This window comes from Citrobacter sp. NCU1, from assembly GCF_010231475.1.
Classification (GTDB): domain Bacteria; phylum Pseudomonadota; class Gammaproteobacteria; order Enterobacterales; family Enterobacteriaceae; genus Citrobacter_D.
Genome location: NZ_NRDO01000034.1, coordinates 94,240 through 114,959 on the forward strand (window position 1 = coordinate 94,240; position 20,720 = coordinate 114,959).

Below are 20,720 nucleotides of genomic sequence, written 5' to 3' on the forward strand. Positions count from 1 at the left end.
GCACGGTGGCGTAACGCTATCGGGCCAACGTTTTTTACTCGGGGTTATCCTTCGGCATTCACCACTTTGATTTCCACCATGCCGATCCCCAGTTTACGTGGCGAATGCCCTAAAATATTACCCTCGTTGGTAGATTGCGGGTCGGGTGGTGTGATCACCAGCGTGCTGGCCGCGTCCGGATTATCAAAATGCAGTGTGGTCGTGGTGATATCGTTACCTAACCGCAGTATCTGTTCTTCTCTGCCTACACGTACCGGTATGGGGCGATTGGCATTTGCGCCGTAGGCTTTGGCAGTGATCACCAGATCGAATTTTTTGGGCAACGGCGTCTTGTACTCGATTTTGACTTCTTCTCCCAGTTGCGCGTTGGACCAGCGCCCCCAGGATTCCGGGCGAGAGATACCGCTGAACTGCTTCACCTCTTCCGGCGCGCCGGCGACGTTAAAGACAAAGCTGTCTGCTTTGTAGCGAATATCGTTATCGACGATTTTCAGTGTATCCACGTTACCTTTGTAACGTTCCATATCGATGATGGTGTTCTTAAACGCCGTTTTGCCCTTCCACTGTGCTTTATTCACATTCTGTACGACTTGCTCTCCGCCCAACTGACCCTGTGAAACACACCAGTCGGTGGAGAGGGCCAGTTCCGGCGACCACAGTTGTGCCATTTTGTAGCAGCGGTCAACCCAGACAAAGTTGTCGCGCGGGGCGAAATCCGCCAGTTGAAAACGTAGTGGGGCGGAGTATTCGCTTTCTGGCAGCGGTTCAACGCGATTGTCTGAGACGCGCAGCAGTAGCGGCAATCGGAAATGGCTGCCCGAGAAGGCGATCATGTTTTTATCCCGATCGATGGTGAACGTTTTCATCTCTTTGGGGAAATTCCACAAGCGGATGATGTCGGGTTTCCACGCCAGAACTTTCTCTTTAATGTTCAGGAACACCAGAGACATTGATTCGCCGGACAAGCTGCTGCGCCCGAGTCCAATAAAGTTGTCCCCGCCGAGAATATCAAGCACCGTCGCGCCGTTATCCATTGTGTTGCGTTTGACCGCCAGTGTCTCTTGCTGAGGCTGGTCGCCGCGCAGAACGAAAAACAGGTTGCTACGATCTTGCTGATTCAGGTACTTCCATGCGGTGTTGTTCATCGCCAGATGATCGGAAGAGACGACGATGACGGTGTCTTTAAACCACGGCGATGCTTTGATCTTATTGATAAACTGAGCAATGTTTTCCTGGCTGCAACTGACGGCGCTAAATGACTGGTTGGGCTTGCCGTCGACGTCGTAACGTTTACGGTTGCAGGTGCGCGAGATAAATCCATCCGGGTGATGGGTATCGACGGTCAGCGTAAACAGAGAGAAACGCTGACCGGAGCGAGAGAGTTCTTCAAACTTTTTCCAGGCTTCGTCGAGCACTGTATCGTCGTAAAAACCCCAGTCATTACGATACGCAGGGTCCGCGACCACGGTTTTTAACTCTTCGGCGCCGTAGAGATGATCGAAGCCGTGGGATTTCAGGAATACATCTTTGCCTGCAAAACGCAGGTTAGCCCCCTGAACAAAGTAGTTTTGGTAGCCGGAGTTCTTCAGGATATCGCCAAGGCAGATATTCTGCGGGAAAAAGCTGGAAACCGATGCCGAGGCGTTGCCTTCAAAGGGCGCAAACAGAGGAATACCGCACTGAGAGGCGACCATCCCGGCAATGGTGTAATCCGTGCCCGGCAATTGCATGGTTTGACTGAAATCCAGCCCTTCGTTTTTCAGCGCTCCCAGTTCCGGGGTGAGATCCGGGAAGGCGTCATTGTCAAAATAGGTGCGCTCCAGGCTTTCCCCATAGATATAAACCAGATTCAGTTTGGGGTTGGGGATCGTTTTCGATGGCTCTTTGTAATACGCCGAGAAATCAGGATCGCCATCGCGGGACTGTGATTTCATCAGTTCAGTAATTTGGCGAAACGCCGGACTGGCATCTACCGAACCCAGCGCCAGCAACAGGGCCAGCAGGCTATAACCCACATGGTGAGGATGGTGTCGACGGCGGCGAAGAACCCAGCCCAACGCACCAAAAACCAGCGTCAGTGCGAGGATAATTCCCACGCCCGGAAGAATGTATTTACTGACGCCCGCGCCTGTCAGGCTGTTGGTCAACGTGTAGAGCACCGCATCGTTAATGCCGTCGCCGGTAAAGTAGTCGCTGGCATAGAGTGTAATGTTCAGGACAACAAACAGACCCAGCACCGTCAGGGTGGCGGCAAACCACCAGGTGTTACGACCCGCTTTCCAGGCATAAATTAGCACAGAGGCGAGAAACAGAGCGATAGACAGGAATTCAGACAACTCACGATCCTCAGTTATAGCCTGCTCCTCCCGGCTACCTATCAGGAGGGCTAATCTTTTAAGGGGTATATAATGTAATCGCGATGTTACACTGCTGCAATTCTAGTGACATTAAATTACGTTGTTATTCAGAATTGGTTTAGAAAGCGTATTTTTTGATCGCTATCACTGTCCGCGATTCCCGCGAATATCAAGGGGTGAGAGGAAAAAAGAGAGGATTAAGGCCGCGTTTCTTACTGACGCGCTAAAACGCGGCGTATGGAGCCGATCAGGAAATGAAACTCATGCCTTGCTTAAGTACCAAATCGCAGGCTTTGGTTTTGACTTGCTCCGCCAGCGGCGTGCTGCCGATGTTGCTCAGGTTCAACTGTTGCCCATCTTTGGTATTCAGCAGACCCTGAATACCGTCCAGATAGTTGGTATCCTGTTTTTGTTCGGCACTGCTCAGACCCAGTTTATCCAGAACCTGATTTTTGACGTTTTCCGCATCGGTGACGGACGCGAGTTTTTGTTTGGCGCAATACTGCAAAATCCCCGCCGCGTTGTTCATATTGCTGGCGCTCAGCGCGTCAGTGCTGCCATTTAGCAGACTGGTGAGGGAGGAAAGCGACGTGCTGCTTTGTCCTGAGGTGGTGGTGCTTTTGGTGAGTTCGTTGGCTGCGCTGGAGAGCGAATCCTGCCAGGATGAGGCGAAAATGCTGGTGGAGATGAGTGCGCTGGCGGCGATCGCACAGCGCAGAATGCGTTTTGTTGTTTTCATAATAGTAACTCGTATGTGCCTTTTCAGCGAAGTATAGCGCTGCTCGTATTAAGAATGGTCTTAATACTCTTTCCCGGTCACACGGCTACGGTAGCTATCCCAGTTGAAATTTACCCACAAACTGTTGCCCAAACGCATACGATCCATCACACGTTCGCCGAGCAATTTGCTCATCTCTTCCATATTGCTGTTGGTTAACATGCCAGTAGGTCGTTTTGAGGATGAGCGACGATCGACGATCTGATTGATGATCACTTTTTCATAGCGGGATTCGGTTTGCACGCCAATTTCATCGATCACCAGCAGATCGACATTGCTCAGGTCGTTGAGTAACTGTTCCTCACTGGTTTCACGATTCGTGAAGGTTTCTTTCATCGCCGACATAATATCGGCAACGGTAATGATCAGAACGGATTTTCCCCGCAGCAGCAGTTCATTGCAGATTGCCGCCGCAAGGTGGTTTTTTCCGGTGCCGGGCTTACCCGAAAAGATAAAACTGGCGATGTTGCCATCGAACTCTTCTACATACTGCCGGGCTTTGCTGAGCGCATTCATTTGACCGTCGCACTCGACCCGATAGTTCTCGAAAGAGCAGTTTTGATGCAGCGGGCGGATCCCTGAACGATTGAATGTACGCTGCATTTTCATCGCCCGGTTTTCACGGGCCAGCGCGGCAGCGCGAATTTCACCTTGCTCTTTCTGCCATGCCAGCAGTTCTTCGCCTGTTTTAAATGCCGGCACTACATTCGGCGGCATCATTTTTTGCAGACGTTTCATCAGATCGCCAACGTTTTTCATCGTTACCCTCTAAATCCCGGTGGTATGTGGTTGTCAGGTTCGCTAATGCTATTCACATCACGTTTGGGTAGACCACCATTGTTGGCCCGGCCGATCTGGAGGCTGCGTGCCAGCTTTTGCTGCCACTGAACATGATGAAAGACTTTGCCTTCCGCCTGCCAGTAAGCCACGAATGACGCTAACTCTTCCGCTGTCACCGGCTCTCTTAATGCAACGCCCCATAATGCCGCCTGACGCTGAAAATCGGCATCTGGCTGCCAGTCAGGATACATCGCAAATTTCCCCATCGGTACCGCCACGGGCGTGGCCTGTGGTTCTTCGTAAAACTGCGCGTCCAGCGTGACGTCGCTTCCCGGGCGCGCCAGTTTTTCTTCAAGCGCCAGCAATTCTGCCAGACGGGCAGGTGTGACGGCATAAAATGCAGGCACATTATTGGCAAATACCGCAACGGCGCCGCCAGCCGATTTCGTCAGCACCGTGTGGTGATCGTGGACTAATGCGTCAATACCGATGACGTCCGGGGTTAAAATTCTGCAAGACATAATGTTTCTCAATACGGAACAACAACCGAGAAGGGAGACTGTTTTTATAGTAACACACCGATGACCAGAAGCGGCAGGGAGGCGGGATGACCGCCTCTTACTCGTGAAGTGATGTCAGAGGAGGGCCAATCAAACGCGTGGACGTTTGCGGTATAACCATAGTCCCGGAACGGAAAGCCCGATGGACAGCGCGCCAACAATGGAAGATGCTTTCAGGAAATTCGTCAGCAACGTGATCATCAGAGGATCGCTGTAACCAAAATGGCCGATCTTAACGGCGGAAATCATCGCAGTGTAGGCGGAGATCCCCGGGAACATCGGGATAACTGCCGCCACGGTGAAGACCTTCGGGTGCGCCAGATACCAGCGTGACCACTGGATACCGATACTGCCGACCAACAGCGAAGCCATAAAGGTCGACCATTCAATGTTAAACCCGGCGGTCATCATCGCCATCCGCGAGCCGTGGCCCAGCGCACCCAGCAGGGCGCACCAGGGCAGCGCCCGGTGGGGGACGTTAAATACCATCGCGAACCCGACGGCGGGGATTGCCGACAAAATCATGTCCTGCATAAGCGCGAGAACAAACTCGATCACACCCATCCGCGAAGCCCCCATAGCGTTAAAGACATAACGACGCCCACGCAGGTCGCTAGCGTCAACAAGCTGGCGATCGCCCAGCGCGCCAGCCCGGTATTGATGTGGCCCTTAAACATATCTGCGACAGAGTTGATCAGGGGAAATCCCGGTACCAGCAGCAGTACGCTGGCCGCCATCGCGATCGTCGGGGTTTGGCTGAACGTGTCCAGACGCAGTAACAGGCCCGAGATGGTCGTTGCAACAAAGGCGGTAATACAAAAGTTGATTTGCGGGTGGAGATGTCGGTGCGCCAGAAACTGGCGGATATACATAGCTACCATGCTGGCGAAAAAGGTGATCACGGCACCGTCCCATCCGCCCTTATTCAGTTTGCAGAAACAGGCGCAGGAAAGGCCGACCATGAAAGCCACCAGCCATCGCGGATAACGCAGGGGTCTGATTTGGCTAAAACGCTTCTCGACTCCCCGATAGTCCAGGAGTTTGTGTTCGGCCAGAATCACAATGTGTTGAACTTCCGTGACAACGTGCATATTAATGCCACGATCCTGATTCTTCCGCGTCGTCGTTAGACATTGGCCGTCTTTAATGGTGGTGAGTACGATGGCGTTAGAAGAGATGGCGCTTTCTACGTTGTCCATCCCTAGCGCCAGACCCAGACGCGTAGAGAGTTCATCAACCAGTGCGCTTTCTGCTCCGTGCTGTAATAAAAAAAGCCCGCATTGAATACATAACCGTGTAACCGTTCGTTGTAACAACTGCTCTGTTTGCATGACTCGCCCTGATTGAAAGACGGGTAAAAATGACAAAGTCTTCTTTGTAACACGAAGTATAAGTTCGTTGGCTCTGGCCCGGATCAATCTTTGTGTTGAAAAAAACGTCAGGGCGATGGGTTTGCTCATTTGAACGGTGTCGTGACCTGCCCTCTGTTTTTCGGAGTGATTTATCATTGCAGTGCATTGATCAGGTTATGTCAACGAGGAAGGTTGATGCGAAGCGCACCGACGATTTTTCACAACCACATGTTGGTAGCATTATGATTATACGAGGATTACTGATACGACAAACGCCCTCTTTATTCATCATGGAAAATAAGTAAATGTTGATAAAAACATAATGTGAATTTATTAAACGAAATTAATCCGCCTTAAAATATCAGATGATTCAAATGGATTAATTTAATTGTGCGGGAATTGTTTTTATAAAAAATTGTGTGATAATGTTAAGAAGGAACCATACTATGGGGGTTCTGGTATGGTTGCAGTCATAATGCATAAAAAATCATGGAATAATTCACGTCATTAATTAATTTTATTTTTATCTCGTTATTTTTATCTCGTTATTTATATGTGTGATTTATTAATGGCGGTGGAAATAAGAAAGGATGTGAATATGGAGGGAGTATGTTGCCAGGACGCTACAAAAATGCAATTGTTATCAGTAAAATACCCGTTATTCAGGCTGGACTAAGAGGTATCATTCTGGGTCACCTTCCCGATCATGAGTTAACATTCTGCCGTTCGGTCGAAGAGCTCACGTTGTTGCAGCTACGCTGCACTGAACTGGTATTGGTTGATTTAACGGGGGAGAGCAATCAACCTCGCGCTGTTTGTGAACAGTTTTATGCATTGTTAACGCAATATAATGATATTAAATGGATTTTTATCATTCCTCACAAGTACTACCCTTCGGCCGTTGAGATATTGACAGGACCTTCCACGACGTTGCTTTCTGACGAAGATCCGGTTGAAAGCGTGGTTAATGCTATTCGCTCAGGTAATTATAGCGCGGAGCACATCAGTAAAGAGCTTATGTTTCCAGTACTGCAAGACATGACTGAATATGGCGGACAGTCGATGGTTCTTACTTTATCGGAGCGAAAAGTATTACGGCTTCTCGGAAAAGGGTGGGGAATTAATCAAATAGCGTCATTGTTGAAAAAGAGTAATAAAACTATCAGTGCCCAGAAAAACAGTGCCATGCGTCGTTTGTCCATACACAGTAATGCCGAAATGTACGCATGGATTAACAGTTCTCAAGGAGCAAGAGAACTGAATTTACCTTCAGCATATGGAGATACCACGGAATGGAAAAAAGAATCATCAAGAGAAATGTTGCGCTGGTAGAAAAGTGCGCAATGAGCAGTATTGGTATTAAGAGTTTGTTTAATTCAGATCCTGAATGTCTCTATCAACTTCATCTATTTTCTAATCAGTCTGAATTTAAAATGGCGATGGTAAATACGCCTTTTTCTGCGGTTATCTTCTCACTTTCCGCGATACGAGAAGATCGTCGGGTAGGATTGGCGTGCCTGACGGAACTGGCGATTGACTTCCCGCGGATGCGTCGACTGGTCATCGCCGACGACGATAATGAAGCTCGTCTTATTGGTTCTCTGTCGCCATCGCAACTGGATGGCGTATTAAGTAAGTCATCGTCGCTGAGTTGTTTACGAGAACAGCTGTTTTTAGCACTGAACGGTGTACGCCGGGTGACGGAAAACAGCACTAATCTTTGGTGCACCAGTCAGAGTCGTACAATAAGTCCTACTGAACGTGAAATATTACGGTTTATGTCGCACGGTTATTCGATGGTTCAGATAGCCGTGCAGCTTGAACGTAATATCAAAACGATCCGGGCACATAAATTTAATGTAATGTCCAAGCTGGGCGTGAATTCAGATGCCGGATTGCTGGATGCGGCGGATATTTTGCTGTATCTACGCGCCATAGAACCCCGTTCCGCACTGCACACAGCATAGTGCGGTATACCTGGAATGGCGAACGAGGCGTCCCCTTCAGGCTTGACGGCAGATCACTGGCAGACATCAATCCAGGTTGCTGAAGTCAGCTCGGCCATCCTTTCAGGTGCGATTCTTATTGCGCTATGCGTTGCGCCAGCAGCGGGCAATACCTCTGTGTAGTTTCTGAGGGAGACATCGCAATAGACTGGCAGGGGTGTTTCCAGACCAAAAGGGCAGACGCCTCCTGGCGGATGACCTGTTGCACTCATCACCTCATCAAAACTGAGCATACGCGCTTTCGCGCCAAACGTTTCTTTGAGCTTTTTATTGTCCAGGCGGACATCGCCTTTGGCGACAACCAAAATAATGTTGTCCTTCACCTTTAGTGAAAGTGTTTTTGCAATTTGTCCCGGCTCCACATTGTGGGCTTTCGCTGCCAGCTCAACCGTTGCAGTGCTCTGATCCAATTCGATAATTTCAATATCCGGGGCATATTCGGCCAGAAATTGCCGTACAGATTGCAGACTCATTCATTCCTCCTGACACGGTGTAAGCAGCCCTGATCTTCGGATAACTACGAGGCGTAATTTGTCATAAGGACAGTATCGCTGTAAATATTTTAATGTAACAAAGCAGCAACATACTCAAATATTAGATCCTCTTCACAATCGCAGAAACCGGTTACAGTAACCGGTTGCGGTAAGGGTGGTAGAGATTAATACTAAAATTGTCACTTCCTCTGTACTACATAATAAGAGCCATCTATGAAACTTGATTCTCTACGCTGCATCGCGGGTCTTTATTCCGGCACGGTTGCGAAAAGTAGTAATGGATTCTTACGTGGCGGTGTTGTTGCTGCCTGCACGTCTACGTTGTTTTGACAGACTGGAGAACGGATATGTCTACCAACCATGCTGTGTTTAATGTGATTTTTCGGTTTGTTGAAAACTATGTTAGCCCCGTTGCCGGGCGTATATCCTCACAGCGTCACGTGATGGCGATCCGCGATGGGTTTATCTCGGCAATGCCGTTTATGATTGTCGGCTCGTTCCTGCTGGTGTTTGCCTATCCTCCCTTTTCTCCGGATACCACCTGGGGATTTGCCCGTGCGTGGTTGGATATGGCAAAACAGTTCGAAGGTCAGATACTCACGCCGTTTGATATGACGATGGGGATCATGTCCATCTACATTTGCGCAGCCATCGCATACAACCTGGGGAAACACTACGTCAAGTCGTATCAGTTAGATCCTTTTATGTGCGCAATGCTTTCGATCATGGCGTTTTTACTGATTGCAGCACCGAAAACGAAAGGTTCCCTGCCGGTTGACAGCCTCGGAGGCACCGGTATTTTTACCGCGATTCTGGTGGCGATTTACTGCGTTGAAATGATGCGTTTCCTGAAAGCGCACAATATAGGTATTCGGCTGCCAGATCAGGTCCCCCCGATGATCAAAAACTCTTTTGATCTGTTGATTCCTGTGTTGGTTGTTGTCCTCACGCTTTATCCTCTGAGTCTGCTGATCCAGGCGCAGTTCGATATGCTGATCCCACAAGCCATCATGGCGATCTTTAAGCCATTGGTCTCTGCGGCTGACTCCCTGCCTGCGATTTTGCTCGCGGTATTGATTGGCCATCTATTGTGGTTTGCGGGGATACACGGCGCAGCGATTGTCTCCGGAATGTTGCAAATGTTCTGGTTGACCAATCTTGGGATGAACCAGACCGCGTTGGCGCAGGGGGCACCGTTGCCGCACATCTTTATGGAAGCGTTCTGGACATTCTTTATTGTTGTAGGCGGGTCCGGTGCGACAATGGGACTGGTGATCTGTTATCTACGTAGCCGTTCTGTGCACCTGCGCTCCATTGGGCGTTTGAGTGTGGTTCCCAGCATTTTCAACATTAACGAACCTGTCATTTTCGGGACGCCGATAGTGATGAACCCAGTATTTTTTATTCCGTTCCTGCTTGCGCCGATGGTTAATGCGGTCCTGGCCTGGGCTGCAATGAAACTCGACTTGATTGGGCGCGTGATTTCCGTTGTTCCGTGGACCGCGCCAGCACCGGTAGGCGCCGCCTGGGCGTTAGGTTGGGATTACCGTGCTGCAGTGCTGGTGGTGTTGCTGGCGTTGGTGTCCGCCATTATTTATTTCCCGTTCTTCAAAGTTTACGAGAAACAGTTGCTGGAGCAGGAAGCTGAAGAAGCTCAGCGTTCGGAAGAGGAAAGTCAGCAGGTTGCATAAAGAGAAAAAGCAAGGGGCGATGGCTCCTTGCTTATTTTAACGTACAGTCGCCACATTGCTGAACATCAGGAAGGCGATAGCGCTGGCAGCAGGTTCTGCGGACCAAAAGACCTTCGCGTGGAACGACGGTTCGCCACAGAGGGTTATCTTCGCCGCCAGACAGCTTTTTCTCGAAAAAGCAGCTCTGTCGGAGTGTTGCCAACAGCTCTTCTCCCAGTAACGGTTTCATTTCTGTCAGATACCAGTGGATCAAATACCCGGTGTTGCTCCAGATGAGTTTACTATTGATCTCTCCGGTGGCTTCCAGTGCCTGAACGATGGGCATTAGCGCCCGGAGAATCAGCGTTTCCAGCCGTTGCGGGGGAGTGCGTAACGTCGCCTGGTGATCCTGGTGTACGTCAATCCAGAAACAGGCTGCCCGCCCTGTTTCATGAAACTCAACGCTGACATATTCAGGATAAACATCAATCGCTTTTTCCTGAGTGAGCAGGGCAAGCATCAGCGGGGGAACCATCAGTCCGATATACCATTGCGCCCACAGAGAAATCAGTGGTTTATTTTCGCGTGGCTGTGTGGGGTGATTGCGATAGATGTGATCGGAATACACCGCCAGCAATGAGCTCAGAGCGCTGGGGCGGGACCACTGGGCAAGCGTCATGACGCCTTGCGGGGCAGGTTCATCGAGACGAATAAAATCCAGTAAATGCGCTCGGGTTTGCGCGATCGTTTCACGCACAGCATCAGCAAGCGTTAGCTCCCCCGACGGGAGATGAGCTTGCCAGATGATCTCTTCAATCATGGGAGCAGTGCGATAGGCCATAGCGCTATATCTGGATAGTAATCTAAATGAGAATGATTACGAATCCTAGCGATAGAGCGAAACGATGGCAAGTGCTTTGTCGCTATCCTCTGCGTAGTAGCACGATTAAACCATCAGGTGTGGGGTAACTCATCGAAGACCAGCGTGTTATTTCGCCCCTGATTTTTCGCTTCATACAGCGCTTTATCGGCTCGGGAGATCGCGCCATCAATGCCCTGACCGACCAATGGTGCAATGCCGATGCTGATAGTGACATTCGTCGCGGTACTCTGATTAAACATATGCGGAATATCGAGATCGTAGACTTTTTGTCGAATCTGTTCGGCGGTGGCTCGCGCTTGTTGCTGATCGACAGCAGTCAGCAGAACCATAAATTCTTCACCGCCAAAACGCGTAACAACATCCCGTGAACGAACGGCGTCACGAATCGCCGCAGAGACACGAATCAGCGCCTGATCGCCCATCATATGCCCGTAATGATCGTTGTAGGCTTTGAAATGGTCGATATCGAGGAGTAGGACATAGTGCTCGCGGTTGTCCAGGACCAGCAGGGTATCCAGCTTATTTTGCAGACCGCGACGATTGTACAAACCAGTCAACGGATCCAACATGCTCAGACCGTTCAGCGTCTCCCTCTCTTCCAGCAATTTGTACATCAGCTGTTGGGCGAAGCGATCATAGCGTTTTTGGATCACATGCTGAATGGCAATGCCTGCCATCGGCAATGCCATCAAATAGAGGATCCGTAATCCGTGTTGATCGCCGTTAAACCATAAGCAGGCAAATACCGAAGGTAACGAGTGAAGCGTAAACGCGATGATGTTGTTAGCAAAAGCAATGGAGCCAATAAATAACACGCTCAGTAAGGATATGATTAAAAATGAAAAATCGCTGTGCTCTAATATCTTGTATTTCATTGTGATATGGAACGCCCACAGTATTCCAAATATCAGAGATACAAATGGGAGGCTGATTCGTTTATCACTGTATTTTCCATGCCAGACCAGTAATAGCGAGCCTGTGATAATGATAAGAATCGCAGGGACGGAAAGTGTGCTGGTCTCATAAAGAGGAAATGCTAATACAAACAGTGCAGATGCAGCGTTAAGAAACAGAAAAAGGCGGAGTGAAAACTGATATTTCTTGGTGCGCAGTGTTCGCCAGGATTGTGCTGTCATATATAAGTATCGTTATTAATCTGCAGGATACGTTGAGTGGGTTACTAAAATGAAAAATAACGTGCGAGGAGGAAACTCACCTGGGTGTACGTTTTATAGTGTTCGTAAGTTAACCAGTGAGCAATTTAGCACCTTACTAAATTTATGTCATCTATTGTGAGGTTAAACACATGGAAGCGATGAATGCGGCGAGCTGACAGATAAGAAAATATATCATATGATATTGCTTATCATTATCGATTGAAGAGGTGAAACCATGTTGCAACGTGCGCTGGGCAGTGGATGGGGGATATTGTTGCCGGGAGTGGTTATTACCGGACTGGCATTTACCGACCTGTCTCTCGCAGCATGGAAAGCGATGGTTGTGTCAGGATTGCTGTTGACTTCTTTGATGTTATATCACAAACAGTTACGACACTTTGTGTTGCTGCCTTCATGTGTGGCATTAGCGAGTGGCATTATGCTGGTGATGATCAAGGTGAGCCGGGGATAAAACGCAGAGGGGAAAACAACGCGGAAAATAAGATAATTGGTGCGAGGGGGGGGACTCGAACCCCCACATCCTAAGGACACTAACACCTGAAGCTAGCGCGTCTACCAATTCCGCCACCTTCGCACAGTCATCTTACTTTTTGATATCGCCTCGTTGGTGCGAGGGGGGGGACTCGAACCCCCACATCCTAAGGACACTAACACCTGAAGCTAGCGCGTCTACCAATTCCGCCACCTTCGCCCAGTGCGAGCAATATCAACGTGGTTTATGGTGCGAGGGGGGGGACTTGAACCCCCACGTCCGTAAGGACACTAACACCTGAAGCTAGCGCGTCTACCAATTCCGCCACCTTCGCATACCATCGATTCTTAAAAAAGAATCACTACCACGGAGGCGCATTCTAGTGGTTTTCAGCTATTCGTCAATAGTTAATTACGCGGGATGAATTAATTGCTGTAAAAATGGCCTGGCATGAGGCGACCGGACGACAGGCGCGAGCATCAGGTCCGGTCTTCACATTCAGTCACTCAGGCTTTCTTCGCCTGACGGGTCATCACCGTGCGGTACACCTTAAAACGGCCGGTTTGCGCAATGACTTCGTGGAAACCAAATGTCTCATCCAGCACTTTCGGGTACGGCAGGAAGGCGTTGGCGACAATCCGCAGTTCTCCGCCGCTGTTCAAATGGCGAACGGCACCGCGAATTAGTGTTTGTGCAGCGTCAAGACTGGTCTGGATTCCGTCATGGAAAGGCGGGTTGGAGATGATCATGTCAAAACGCCCTGTCACTTCCGAGAACACATTGCTGGCGAATACGTCACCTTCAATGCCGTTTGCTGCAAGCGTTGCACGGCTGGCTTCAACTGCAGGCGCGGAAACATCGCAAAGGGTCAGGCGTACTTTCGGAGAGTGGCTTGCTAGTGCGGCAGACAGCACGCCTGCGCCACAGCCAACATCCAGAACTTTACCTTTAGTGTGTGGTGTCAGCGTTGAGAGCAAAAGTTGACTGCCGACATCCAGACCGTCACGGCTAAACACGCCAGGCAGAGTTTTAATGGCCAGCCCTTCGTAAGGATATTCGCCCCAGAATGCGTCGGCATTAAAGACCGGCTGTTTTTCCAGGCGACCGTGGTACAGACCGCAGCGGCGCGCGCTATCGATTTTATTCAATGGCGCGTATTCAGCCAGCATCTGCTCTGCGCTGCGAACACCGCTACGGTTTTCACCCACCACGAAAATGTCTGTGCCGACAGGCAGCAGTGACAGTATGTTCATCAACTGGAACTGCGCTTCCGGTTTGTTCTTCGGCCAGTAGTAGATAAATGTGTCGCAGTCGGCGACATCGCTGGCTTCTGCCACCAGGCTAAAACGCGCCTGGTCGCCCATCTGACGGCTGAGTGCCTGCCAGTGGTGAAATTGTTGAGTATGCACGCGGCTGGCGGCACTTTCGAAGCAGGCAGGCAGGGAATCCTGCAAATCTCCGGCAAACAGAATACGGCTTTGTTCGAAATCATCACTGTGACGCAGCAAGACTTCACTTGCCGGGGTAAAAGCAGACATGAAAAATTCCTCTATTGTTCCAGGCGGCGATTATAGTTGTTTGTTGGCGCAGATTCGACGAATTTGCTATATTTGCGCCCCTGATTACAGGAGCGTTTCGCTATGACATCCCGACGAGACTGGCAGTTACAGCAACTGGGCATTACGCAGTGGTCGCTGCGCCGCCCTGGTGCGCTGCAGGGTGAGATCGCGATTTCAATTCCTGCACACGTTCGTCTGGTTATGCTTGCCGCGGACTTACCGACGCTGAATGACCCGCTGATGAGCGATATTTTACGCGCGCTGACCCTCAGCCCGGACCAGGTACTGCAACTGACGCCCGACCGCGTCACGATGCTGCCGCAGGGGAGTCGCTGCAACAGCTGGCGGTTAGGGACTGAAGAACCGCTGTTACTGGAAGGCGCACAGGTCTCAACTCCTGCGTTTAATGAATTACGGGTAAACCCAACGGCACGCGCCGCACTATGGCAACAAATCTGCGCTTATGAACACGATTTCTACCCTCAATCCGACTGATCTCCCAGCAGCCTTTCAGATTGAAAAACGCGCCCATGCGTTTCCGTGGAGCGAACACACTTTTGCCAGTAATCAGGGCGAACGTTATCTCAACTATCAATTGACGGTAGACGGAAAGCTGGCGGCCTTTGCCATTACGCAGGTCGTACTGGATGAAGCTACGCTGTTTAATATCGCCGTAGACCCGGATTTTCAACGTCGGGGATTGGGACGGGCGCTGCTGGAACATCTCATTGATGAACTGGAAAAGCGCGGCATTCTGACGCTGTGGCTGGAAGTCCGCGCCTCTAACGTTGCCGCCATCGCGCTGTATGAAAGCTTAGGCTTTAACGAGGCAACGATCCGCCGCAATTATTATCCGACGGCGGACGGGCGTGAGGATGCCGTCATAATGGCACTTCCTATAAGTATGTAATAAAAGAGGCAAGGTGTAATGATGAAGTGGGACTGGATTTTCTTTGATGCCGATGAAACGCTGTTTACATTTGATTCCTTCACCGGCTTACAGCGGATGTTTCTCGACTATAGCGTGACCTTTACCGCTGAAGATTTTCAGGACTACCAGGCCGTCAATAAACCTCTGTGGGTGGATTATCAAAACGGTGCGATTACCTCATTACAGTTGCAACACACACGTTTCCAGGACTGGGCTGAACGTTTGAATGTGCCGTCAGGCCAGCTTAATGACGCGTTTATTAATGCGATGGCGGAAATTTGCTCGCCGTTACCGGGGGCCGTTTCTCTGCTCAATGCCATTCGAGGTAAAACGAAAATTGGCATTATTACCAATGGTTTTACCGCGTTGCAGCAAATCCGTCTGGAGCGTACCGGACTGCGCGACTATTTCGATCTGCTGGTTATCTCTGAGCAGGTTGGCGTGGCGAAACCGGACCCGCGTATTTTTGATTATGCGCTGGAGCAGGCGGGCAATCCTGACCGTTCTCGCGTGCTGATGGTAGGCGATACCGCAGAGTCCGATATTCTTGGTGGTATCAATGCCGGACTCTCTACCTGCTGGTTAAATGCACATCATCGTGAGCAGCCTGTGGGTATTGAACCAACATGGACGGTGACGTCGTTAAGCGAACTGGAGCAACTCCTGTGTAAACACTGATTGCCTCCCCCCTGTTGATGGGTAAAATAGCCGCATTTTTCGTATTCAACATGCGCGGCCTTAGCCGTGCTTACCTAAGAAGATTTGACTATGACGTTGTCTCCTTATCTGCAAGAGGTGGCCAAACGCCGCACTTTTGCCATTATTTCTCACCCGGATGCCGGTAAAACCACTATCACTGAAAAAGTGTTGTTGTTCGGACAGGCTATCCAGACTGCCGGTACCGTAAAAGGCCGTGGTTCTAACCAGCATGCAAAATCTGACTGGATGGAAATGGAAAAACAGCGTGGTATTTCTATTACCACTTCTGTGATGCAGTTTCCGTATCATGACTGTCTGGTGAATCTGCTGGACACCCCTGGGCACGAAGACTTCTCGGAAGATACTTATCGTACGCTGACGGCGGTGGACTGCTGCCTGATGGTGATCGACGCCGCGAAAGGTGTAGAAGACCGTACCCGTAAGCTGATGGAAGTGACCCGTCTGCGCGATACGCCGATCCTCACTTTTATGAACAAACTCGACCGTGACATCCGTGACCCGATGGAACTGCTGGATGAAGTGGAAAACGAGTTGAAAATCGGCTGTGCGCCGATCACCTGGCCGATTGGCTGCGGTAAGCTGTTTAAGGGTGTTTACCACCTCTATAAAGACGAAACCTACCTGTATCAAACCGGTAAAGGTCACACCATCCAGGAAGTGCGCATCGTTAAGGGGTTGAACAACCCGGAACTGGACACTGCTGTCGGTGAAGATCTGGCGCAACAACTGCGTGATGAGCTGGAGCTGGTTCAGGGCGCGTCGAACGAGTTCGACAAAGAGCTGTTCCTGGCCGGTGAAATTACCCCGGTCTTCTTTGGTACCGCGCTGGGTAACTTCGGTGTGGATCATATGCTGGACGGTCTGGTGGAATGGGCGCCTGCGCCGATGCCGCGTAAAACAGATACCCGCACCGTGGAAGCCGAAGAAGAGAAATTCACCGGGTTCGTCTTTAAAATTCAAGCCAACATGGATCCAAAACACCGCGATCGCGTTGCCTTTATGCGTGTCGTTTCCGGTAAATACGAGAAGGGCATGAAGATGCGCCAGGTACGTATCGGTAAAGATGTGGTGATTTCCGATGCGTTGACCTTTATGGCTGGTGACCGTTCTCATGTGGAAGAGGCATACCCTGGTGATATTCTGGGCCTGCATAACCACGGCACCATCCAGATTGGCGACACCTTCACGCAGGGCGAAATGATGAAGTTCACGGGGATCCCAAACTTCGCACCGGAACTGTTCCGTCGTATTCGCCTGAAAGATCCGTTGAAGCAAAAACAGTTGCTGAAAGGGCTGGTTCAGCTTTCTGAAGAGGGCGCGGTACAGGTGTTCCGTCCTATTGCTAACAACGATCTGATCGTGGGTGCGGTAGGCGTGCTGCAGTTTGATGTGGTCGTTGCGCGTTTGAAAAGTGAGTACAACGTTGAGGCGATTTATGAGTCTGTCAACGTGGCGACAGCGCGCTGGGTAGAATGCGCTGATGCGAAGAAATTCGAAGAGTTCAAACGTAAAAACGAAATTCAGCTGGCGCTGGATGGCGGTGATAACCTCACTTATATCGCCCCAACCATGGTTAACCTCAACCTGACACAAGAACGTTACCCTGACGTTCGGTTCCGTAAAACCCGCGAGCACTAATCTACCTTCCAGAGCGCGGTATATCCGCGCTCTGCGACGTTTTTCCTCTTCTCCTTCCGTTACGGAATGTTCTTAAATCCCTCTGTTTTCCTTATGGTTGTCTGTTTTTTAACCGCATTAGCAAGCGATTTTGCGATTGTGATCTATATTTAACAAAGTGATGACATTTTTGACGGACTTTATGACTGCATGGTTTGTTAATTCTGGTTGTTAAAACTGTCAATAATTTTAATCACGATATTAAAAACTGACTCAGAAGGTCTCGTGGCACAGATTCATCATAAGAATTGCTGATTGTGATCTTTGCCATTGACTTCTGAACTGGGTGATTTTCACCACATTCAGCAATGCAGCCTCGTGTTGCCTGAGCTCAAATTATGAGCAAACCATACAGGAATTAATCGATGACTATGACAAGACTTAAGATTTCTAAAACTCTGCTGGCCGTTATGCTGACTTCCGCTGTCGCAACAGGTTCTGCGTTTGCAGAAACCTCTACGATGGATAAGGCGCAATCCGGGGCTGAAAGCGCAGGGCAAAAGATCGATAGCTCTATGAATAAAGTCGGTAATTTCATGGATGACAGTACCATCACTGCGAAAGTTAAGGCCGCACTGGTGGACCACGAAAGCATTAAGAGCACTGATATCTCCGTCAAAACCGACCAGAAAGTGGTGACACTCAGTGGGTTTGTCGAAAGCCAGGCGCAGGCAGAAGAAGCTGTCAACGTCGCAAAAGGCATTGAGGGCGTGACCTCCGTGAGCGACAAACTGCATGTTCGTGATAGCAAATCAGATTCCGTGAAAGGCTATGCGGGCGATACGGCAACCACCAGCGAGATTAAAGCGAAGCTGCTGGCTGACGACATGGTTCCCTCCCGCAAAATCAAAGTCGAGACCACCGATGGCGTGGTTCAGCTCTCCGGTACCGTCGATTCTCAGGCGCAAAGCGAGCGTGCTGAGAGTATCGCCAAGGCGGTTGATGGCGTGAAAAGCGTCAAAAATGATCTGAAAACTCAGTAATTCTTCGTAATTTGCCCTCCTGACTTTGTCGGGAGGCGCACTGTGCACCACACTCAAACTATCGCAAATGAGCAGCCTGAGCGCTCATCTCAAGCGGTCGATATTAACTAGGGTAAGGAGAGGCTTATGTTTCGTTGGGGCATTATATTTCTGGTTATCGCGTTAATTGCCGCCGCTCTGGGTTTTGGTGGACTGGCTGGCACCGCTGCAGGCGCTGCGAAAATTGTCTTCGTTGTCGGGATTATCCTGTTCCTGATCAGTTTGTTTATGGGTCGTAAACGACCCTAGTGCTCAATCCGTAACGTTTTGTTGATACTAAGCCAGTCTGACAGACTGGCTTTTACGGTTTTAGCACAGGCAAAATTGCGTTACTTTGTCGCTCTATAATACAAAAAGAACAGGAAGGCAGAGGTGGGGCAGCGAATACCCGTCACGCTCGGCAATATAGCGCCGCTAACAATAAATGCATTTCGCCCAGGCAGCATGGCACTGGTGTGCGAAGGGGGTGGGCAGCGGGGGATTTTTACCGCTGGGGTGCTAGATGAGTTTATGCGCGCGCAGTTCAACCCCTTTGATCTCTACTTTGGTACATCCGCAGGGGCGCAAAACCTCTCCGCCTACCTCTGCAATCAGCCCGGCTATGGGCGCAAAGTCATTATGCGTTACACCACGAAGCGTGAATTCTTTGATCCGGTGCGCTTTGTGCGCGGGGGAAATCTCATCGATCTTGACTGGCTGGTGGAGTCGAGCGCCGGGCAGATGCCTTTGGCAATGGATAACGCATCGCACTTGTTTGAAATGGGGAAAAAGTTTTACATGTGCGCTTGTCGTGGCGATGACTACTCGCCGGTCTATTTTTCGCCAACGAAACAAAACTGGCTTGATCTGCTTCGCGCCTCCAGCGCCATTCCTGGATTCTACCGAACGGGCGTCGAGCTCGATGGCATCAGCTATCTGGATGGCGGCGTCAGCGATGCGATTCCTGTTCGTGAGGCGGCGAAGCAAGGGGCAAAAACGTTGGTGGTGATCCGCACCGTCCCCTCGCAGATGTACTATACGCCACAGTGGTTTAAGCGCATGGAACGCTGGCTGGGGGAAAGCAGTTTGCAGCCGTTGGTCAATCTGGTGAAGCATCACGAAGCCAGTTACCGCGCAATTCAGCGCTTTATAGAAAAACCGCCGGGTAAATTACGTATCTTTGAAATCTACCCACCAAAGCCTTTACAGAGCATGGCGCTGGGAAGTCGCATTCCGGCACTGCGTGAAGATTACAAAACAGGGCGTTTGTGCGGGCGATACTTTCTGGCGACGGTGGGTAAACTGCTGGCGGAAATACCGCCTCTGGTCCGTCATACGCCGAAGATTGTGGTTCCCGGAAAGGTGGTAGTGCCAGCCGCCCCGGTAGCCAACGACGCGCAGGTGAAAACCATGAGTAGTGCGCCGCAGGCCAATGACACAACGTTCAATAATGAGGATCTGGCGTGAGTGGGTGTTTTATTGATACGCACTGCCATTTTGATTTTCCGCCGTTTTGCGGCGATGAAGTGGCCAGTATTCAGCGCGCTGCAGATGCCGGAGTCGGGAAAATCATCGTCCCGGCAACGGAGTCGGCAAACTTCCCGCGCGTGCTGGCGCTGGCGGAACAGTTTACGCCGCTGTTTGCCGCACTCGGTCTACATCCTATTGTCATTGAACATCATACTGATCACTGCCTGGAGCAGCTCCAGCAGTTTCTGGATAAACGCCCACAGAAAGTGGTCGCGGTAGGGGAGATTGGTCTGGATCATTACCGGGACGATCCTCAGTTCGCAAGGCAAGAGTTCTTACTGGAGGCGCAACTGAAACTGGCGAAACGCTATGATCTGCCGGTGATCCTTCACTCCCGTCGCACGCACGACATTCTGGCGAGGCATCTTAAGCGTCAGAATTTGCCACGAACCGGCGTGGTACACGGTTTCTCAGGTAGCCTGCAACAGGCAGAACGCTTCGTGCAACTGGGCTATAAGATTGGCGTCGGAGGCACCATTACGTATCCTCGCGCCAGTAAAACGCGTGATGTCATGGCGCGGCTTCCGCTGGAGGCTTTACTTCTGGAAACCGATGCGCCGGACATGCCGCTGAACGGTTTTCAGGGTCAACCGAATCGCCCGGAACAGGCTGTCAGAGTGTTTGAGGCGTTATGCGAATTACGCCCGGAGCCTGAAGAGGTGATTGCCGCTGCGCTGTATCGCAATACGACAGCGCTTTTTCATCTCTGATTGCCAGATGGCGGCCGGTGCACGCTGTATCTGTAGGCCGGATAAGACGCACTGCGTCGCCA

22 protein-coding genes and 3 tRNA genes are annotated in these 20,720 nt (G+C 50.5%); 12 read left to right on the top strand and 13 right to left on the bottom strand.

Going from position 1 to position 20,720, the window contains the following annotated elements; translation table 11 throughout:
* Positions 1 to 44 precede the first annotated feature (44 nt).
* From opgB to CJP72_RS10400, 6 genes are all read right to left on the bottom strand, one after another.
* A complete protein-coding gene (opgB, locus tag CJP72_RS10375) occupies positions 45 to 2,336 on the bottom strand; it encodes a phosphatidylglycerol--membrane-oligosaccharide glycerophosphotransferase (protein ID WP_162380781.1) in 2,292 nt (763 codons plus the stop codon).
* A 268-nt stretch (positions 2,337 to 2,604) separates the two neighbouring features.
* The gene (locus CJP72_RS10380; RefSeq protein WP_162381200.1) at positions 2,605 to 3,099 is read right to left on the bottom strand and encodes a DUF2501 domain-containing protein; all 495 of its coding nucleotides are present in this window, start codon (positions 3,097 to 3,099) and stop codon (positions 2,605 to 2,607) included.
* Between the two features lie 57 nt (positions 3,100 to 3,156).
* The gene (dnaC, locus tag CJP72_RS10385; RefSeq protein ID WP_162380782.1) at positions 3,157 to 3,894 is read right to left on the bottom strand and encodes a DNA replication protein DnaC; all 738 of its coding nucleotides are present in this window, start codon (positions 3,892 to 3,894) and stop codon (positions 3,157 to 3,159) included.
* Positions 3,895 to 3,896: 2 nt separating this feature from the next.
* On the bottom strand, positions 3,897 to 4,436 hold the full coding sequence (gene dnaT, locus CJP72_RS10390) for a primosomal protein DnaT (protein WP_162380783.1): 540 nt from the start codon (positions 4,434 to 4,436) through the stop codon (positions 3,897 to 3,899).
* A gap of 129 nt (positions 4,437 to 4,565) precedes the next feature.
* Positions 4,566 to 5,039, bottom strand: a complete 474-nt coding sequence (locus CJP72_RS10395; protein WP_162380784.1) for a threonine/serine exporter — start codon at positions 5,037 to 5,039, stop codon at positions 4,566 to 4,568.
* Positions 5,030 to 5,806: a threonine/serine ThrE exporter family protein gene (locus CJP72_RS10400; RefSeq protein ID WP_162380785.1), complete on the bottom strand. Its 777-nt coding sequence runs from the start codon at positions 5,804 to 5,806 to the stop codon at positions 5,030 to 5,032. Before CJP72_RS10400 ends, CJP72_RS10395 begins: the two co-directional genes overlap by 10 nt.
* Positions 5,807 to 6,436: 630 nt before the next feature.
* Here CJP72_RS10400 and CJP72_RS10405 point away from each other — a divergent pair.
* Positions 6,437 to 7,159 carry a helix-turn-helix domain-containing protein gene (locus CJP72_RS10405; RefSeq protein WP_162380786.1) on the top strand — a complete coding sequence of 241 codons (723 nt, stop codon included), beginning with the start codon at positions 6,437 to 6,439 and terminating at the stop codon, positions 7,157 to 7,159.
* Positions 7,120 to 7,794, top strand: a complete 675-nt coding sequence (gene bglJ / locus CJP72_RS10410; protein ID WP_162380787.1) for a DNA-binding transcriptional activator BglJ — start codon at positions 7,120 to 7,122, stop codon at positions 7,792 to 7,794. Before CJP72_RS10405 ends, bglJ begins: the two co-directional genes overlap by 40 nt.
* 53 nt (positions 7,795 to 7,847) lie before the next feature.
* Here bglJ and CJP72_RS10415 read toward each other — a convergent pair whose 3' ends face one another.
* Positions 7,848 to 8,306: a YbaK/EbsC family protein gene (locus tag CJP72_RS10415; protein ID WP_162380788.1), complete on the bottom strand. Its 459-nt coding sequence runs from the start codon at positions 8,304 to 8,306 to the stop codon at positions 7,848 to 7,850.
* Between the two features lie 368 nt (positions 8,307 to 8,674).
* On the opposite strand from CJP72_RS10415, the gene CJP72_RS10420 reads away from it, so the two are divergent.
* Complete coding sequence (locus CJP72_RS10420) at positions 8,675 to 10,018, top strand: PTS sugar transporter subunit IIC (protein ID WP_162380789.1); 1,344 nt, start codon at positions 8,675 to 8,677, stop codon at positions 10,016 to 10,018.
* 31 nt (positions 10,019 to 10,049) lie between these two features.
* On the opposite strand, the gene fhuF is transcribed toward CJP72_RS10420, so the two are convergent.
* On the bottom strand, positions 10,050 to 10,838 hold the full coding sequence (gene fhuF, locus CJP72_RS10425; protein WP_162380790.1) for a siderophore-iron reductase FhuF: 789 nt from the start codon (positions 10,836 to 10,838) through the stop codon (positions 10,050 to 10,052).
* Between the two features lie 113 nt (positions 10,839 to 10,951).
* The gene (locus CJP72_RS10430; protein ID WP_162380791.1) at positions 10,952 to 12,016 is read right to left on the bottom strand and encodes a GGDEF domain-containing protein; all 1,065 of its coding nucleotides are present in this window, start codon (positions 12,014 to 12,016) and stop codon (positions 10,952 to 10,954) included.
* 256 nt (positions 12,017 to 12,272) lie between these two features.
* Here CJP72_RS10430 and CJP72_RS10435 point away from each other — a divergent pair, with 256 nt between their 5' ends.
* Positions 12,273 to 12,509, top strand: coding sequence for a DUF1435 domain-containing protein (locus CJP72_RS10435; protein WP_162380792.1), 237 nt, complete (start codon positions 12,273 to 12,275; stop codon positions 12,507 to 12,509).
* A gap of 37 nt (positions 12,510 to 12,546) precedes the next feature.
* On the opposite strand, the gene CJP72_RS10440 is transcribed toward CJP72_RS10435, so the two are convergent.
* The 4 genes from CJP72_RS10440 to rsmC all read right to left on the bottom strand — a co-directional run bounded on the left by CJP72_RS10440 (position 12,547) and on the right by rsmC (position 14,068).
* Positions 12,547 to 12,632: transfer RNA gene (locus tag CJP72_RS10440), tRNA-Leu, on the bottom strand.
* Between the two features lie 31 nt (positions 12,633 to 12,663).
* Positions 12,664 to 12,749 (bottom strand) — tRNA-Leu (locus CJP72_RS10445).
* A 28-nt stretch (positions 12,750 to 12,777) separates the two neighbouring features.
* Positions 12,778 to 12,864 (bottom strand) — tRNA-Leu (locus CJP72_RS10450).
* 172 nt (positions 12,865 to 13,036) lie between these two features.
* Positions 13,037 to 14,068 carry a 16S rRNA (guanine(1207)-N(2))-methyltransferase RsmC gene (gene rsmC, locus CJP72_RS10455; protein ID WP_162380793.1) on the bottom strand — a complete coding sequence of 344 codons (1,032 nt, stop codon included), beginning with the start codon at positions 14,066 to 14,068 and terminating at the stop codon, positions 13,037 to 13,039.
* 102 nt (positions 14,069 to 14,170) lie between these two features.
* On the opposite strand from rsmC, the gene CJP72_RS10460 reads away from it, so the two are divergent.
* The 8 genes from CJP72_RS10460 (at position 14,171) to CJP72_RS10495 (ending at position 20,658) form a co-directional block, all read left to right on the top strand.
* The gene (locus CJP72_RS10460) at positions 14,171 to 14,584 is read left to right on the top strand and encodes a DNA polymerase III subunit psi (RefSeq protein WP_162380794.1); all 414 of its coding nucleotides are present in this window, start codon (positions 14,171 to 14,173) and stop codon (positions 14,582 to 14,584) included.
* Positions 14,553 to 14,999, top strand: a complete 447-nt coding sequence (rimI, locus tag CJP72_RS10465; RefSeq protein WP_162380795.1) for a ribosomal protein S18-alanine N-acetyltransferase — start codon at positions 14,553 to 14,555, stop codon at positions 14,997 to 14,999. The genes CJP72_RS10460 and rimI overlap by 32 nt, the downstream gene beginning before the upstream one ends.
* A gap of 21 nt (positions 15,000 to 15,020) precedes the next feature.
* Positions 15,021 to 15,698: a pyrimidine 5'-nucleotidase gene (gene yjjG / locus CJP72_RS10470; protein WP_162381202.1), complete on the top strand. Its 678-nt coding sequence runs from the start codon at positions 15,021 to 15,023 to the stop codon at positions 15,696 to 15,698.
* A 90-nt stretch (positions 15,699 to 15,788) separates the two neighbouring features.
* On the top strand, positions 15,789 to 17,378 hold the full coding sequence (gene prfC, locus CJP72_RS10475) for a peptide chain release factor 3 (protein WP_162380796.1): 1,590 nt from the start codon (positions 15,789 to 15,791) through the stop codon (positions 17,376 to 17,378).
* 404 nt (positions 17,379 to 17,782) lie between these two features.
* Positions 17,783 to 18,400, top strand: a complete 618-nt coding sequence (gene osmY, locus CJP72_RS10480; protein WP_162380797.1) for a molecular chaperone OsmY — start codon at positions 17,783 to 17,785, stop codon at positions 18,398 to 18,400.
* A gap of 126 nt (positions 18,401 to 18,526) precedes the next feature.
* Complete coding sequence (locus CJP72_RS10485) at positions 18,527 to 18,688, top strand: DUF1328 domain-containing protein (protein ID WP_162380798.1); 162 nt, start codon at positions 18,527 to 18,529, stop codon at positions 18,686 to 18,688.
* A 123-nt stretch (positions 18,689 to 18,811) separates the two neighbouring features.
* On the top strand, positions 18,812 to 19,885 hold the full coding sequence (locus CJP72_RS10490) for a patatin-like phospholipase family protein (protein WP_162380799.1): 1,074 nt from the start codon (positions 18,812 to 18,814) through the stop codon (positions 19,883 to 19,885).
* A complete protein-coding gene (locus CJP72_RS10495) occupies positions 19,882 to 20,658 on the top strand; it encodes a metal-dependent hydrolase (RefSeq protein WP_162380800.1) in 777 nt (258 codons plus the stop codon). Before CJP72_RS10490 ends, CJP72_RS10495 begins: the two co-directional genes overlap by 4 nt.
* The last annotated feature ends 62 nt before the right edge of the window (positions 20,659 to 20,720 follow it).

Coding starts and splice junctions, on each gene's coding strand:
- prfC (WP_162380796.1), top strand. CDS start 15,789: ATGACGTTGTCTCCTTATCTGCAAGAGGTGGCCAAACGCCGCACTTTT.
- rimI (WP_162380795.1), top strand. CDS start 14,553: ATGAACACGATTTCTACCCTCAATCCGACTGATCTCCCAGCAGCCTTT.
- CJP72_RS10405 (WP_162380786.1), top strand. CDS start 6,437: ATGTTGCCAGGACGCTACAAAAATGCAATTGTTATCAGTAAAATACCC.
- fhuF (WP_162380790.1), bottom strand. CDS start 10,838: ATGGCCTATCGCACTGCTCCCATGATTGAAGAGATCATCTGGCAAGCT.
- osmY (WP_162380797.1), top strand. CDS start 17,783: ATGACTATGACAAGACTTAAGATTTCTAAAACTCTGCTGGCCGTTATG.
- rsmC (WP_162380793.1), bottom strand. CDS start 14,068: ATGTCTGCTTTTACCCCGGCAAGTGAAGTCTTGCTGCGTCACAGTGAT.
- bglJ (WP_162380787.1), top strand. CDS start 7,120: ATGGAAAAAAGAATCATCAAGAGAAATGTTGCGCTGGTAGAAAAGTGC.
- CJP72_RS10485 (WP_162380798.1), top strand. CDS start 18,527: ATGTTTCGTTGGGGCATTATATTTCTGGTTATCGCGTTAATTGCCGCC.
- CJP72_RS10460 (WP_162380794.1), top strand. CDS start 14,171: ATGACATCCCGACGAGACTGGCAGTTACAGCAACTGGGCATTACGCAG.
- CJP72_RS10430 (WP_162380791.1), bottom strand. CDS start 12,016: ATGACAGCACAATCCTGGCGAACACTGCGCACCAAGAAATATCAGTTT.
- CJP72_RS10400 (WP_162380785.1), bottom strand. CDS start 5,806: ATGCAAACAGAGCAGTTGTTACAACGAACGGTTACACGGTTATGTATT.
- CJP72_RS10435 (WP_162380792.1), top strand. CDS start 12,273: ATGTTGCAACGTGCGCTGGGCAGTGGATGGGGGATATTGTTGCCGGGA.
- dnaC (WP_162380782.1), bottom strand. CDS start 3,894: ATGAAAAACGTTGGCGATCTGATGAAACGTCTGCAAAAAATGATGCCG.
- yjjG (WP_162381202.1), top strand. CDS start 15,021: ATGAAGTGGGACTGGATTTTCTTTGATGCCGATGAAACGCTGTTTACA.
- CJP72_RS10415 (WP_162380788.1), bottom strand. CDS start 8,306: ATGAGTCTGCAATCTGTACGGCAATTTCTGGCCGAATATGCCCCGGAT.
- CJP72_RS10395 (WP_162380784.1), bottom strand. CDS start 5,039: ATGGGTGTGATCGAGTTTGTTCTCGCGCTTATGCAGGACATGATTTTG.
- dnaT (WP_162380783.1), bottom strand. CDS start 4,436: ATGTCTTGCAGAATTTTAACCCCGGACGTCATCGGTATTGACGCATTA.
- CJP72_RS10420 (WP_162380789.1), top strand. CDS start 8,675: ATGTCTACCAACCATGCTGTGTTTAATGTGATTTTTCGGTTTGTTGAA.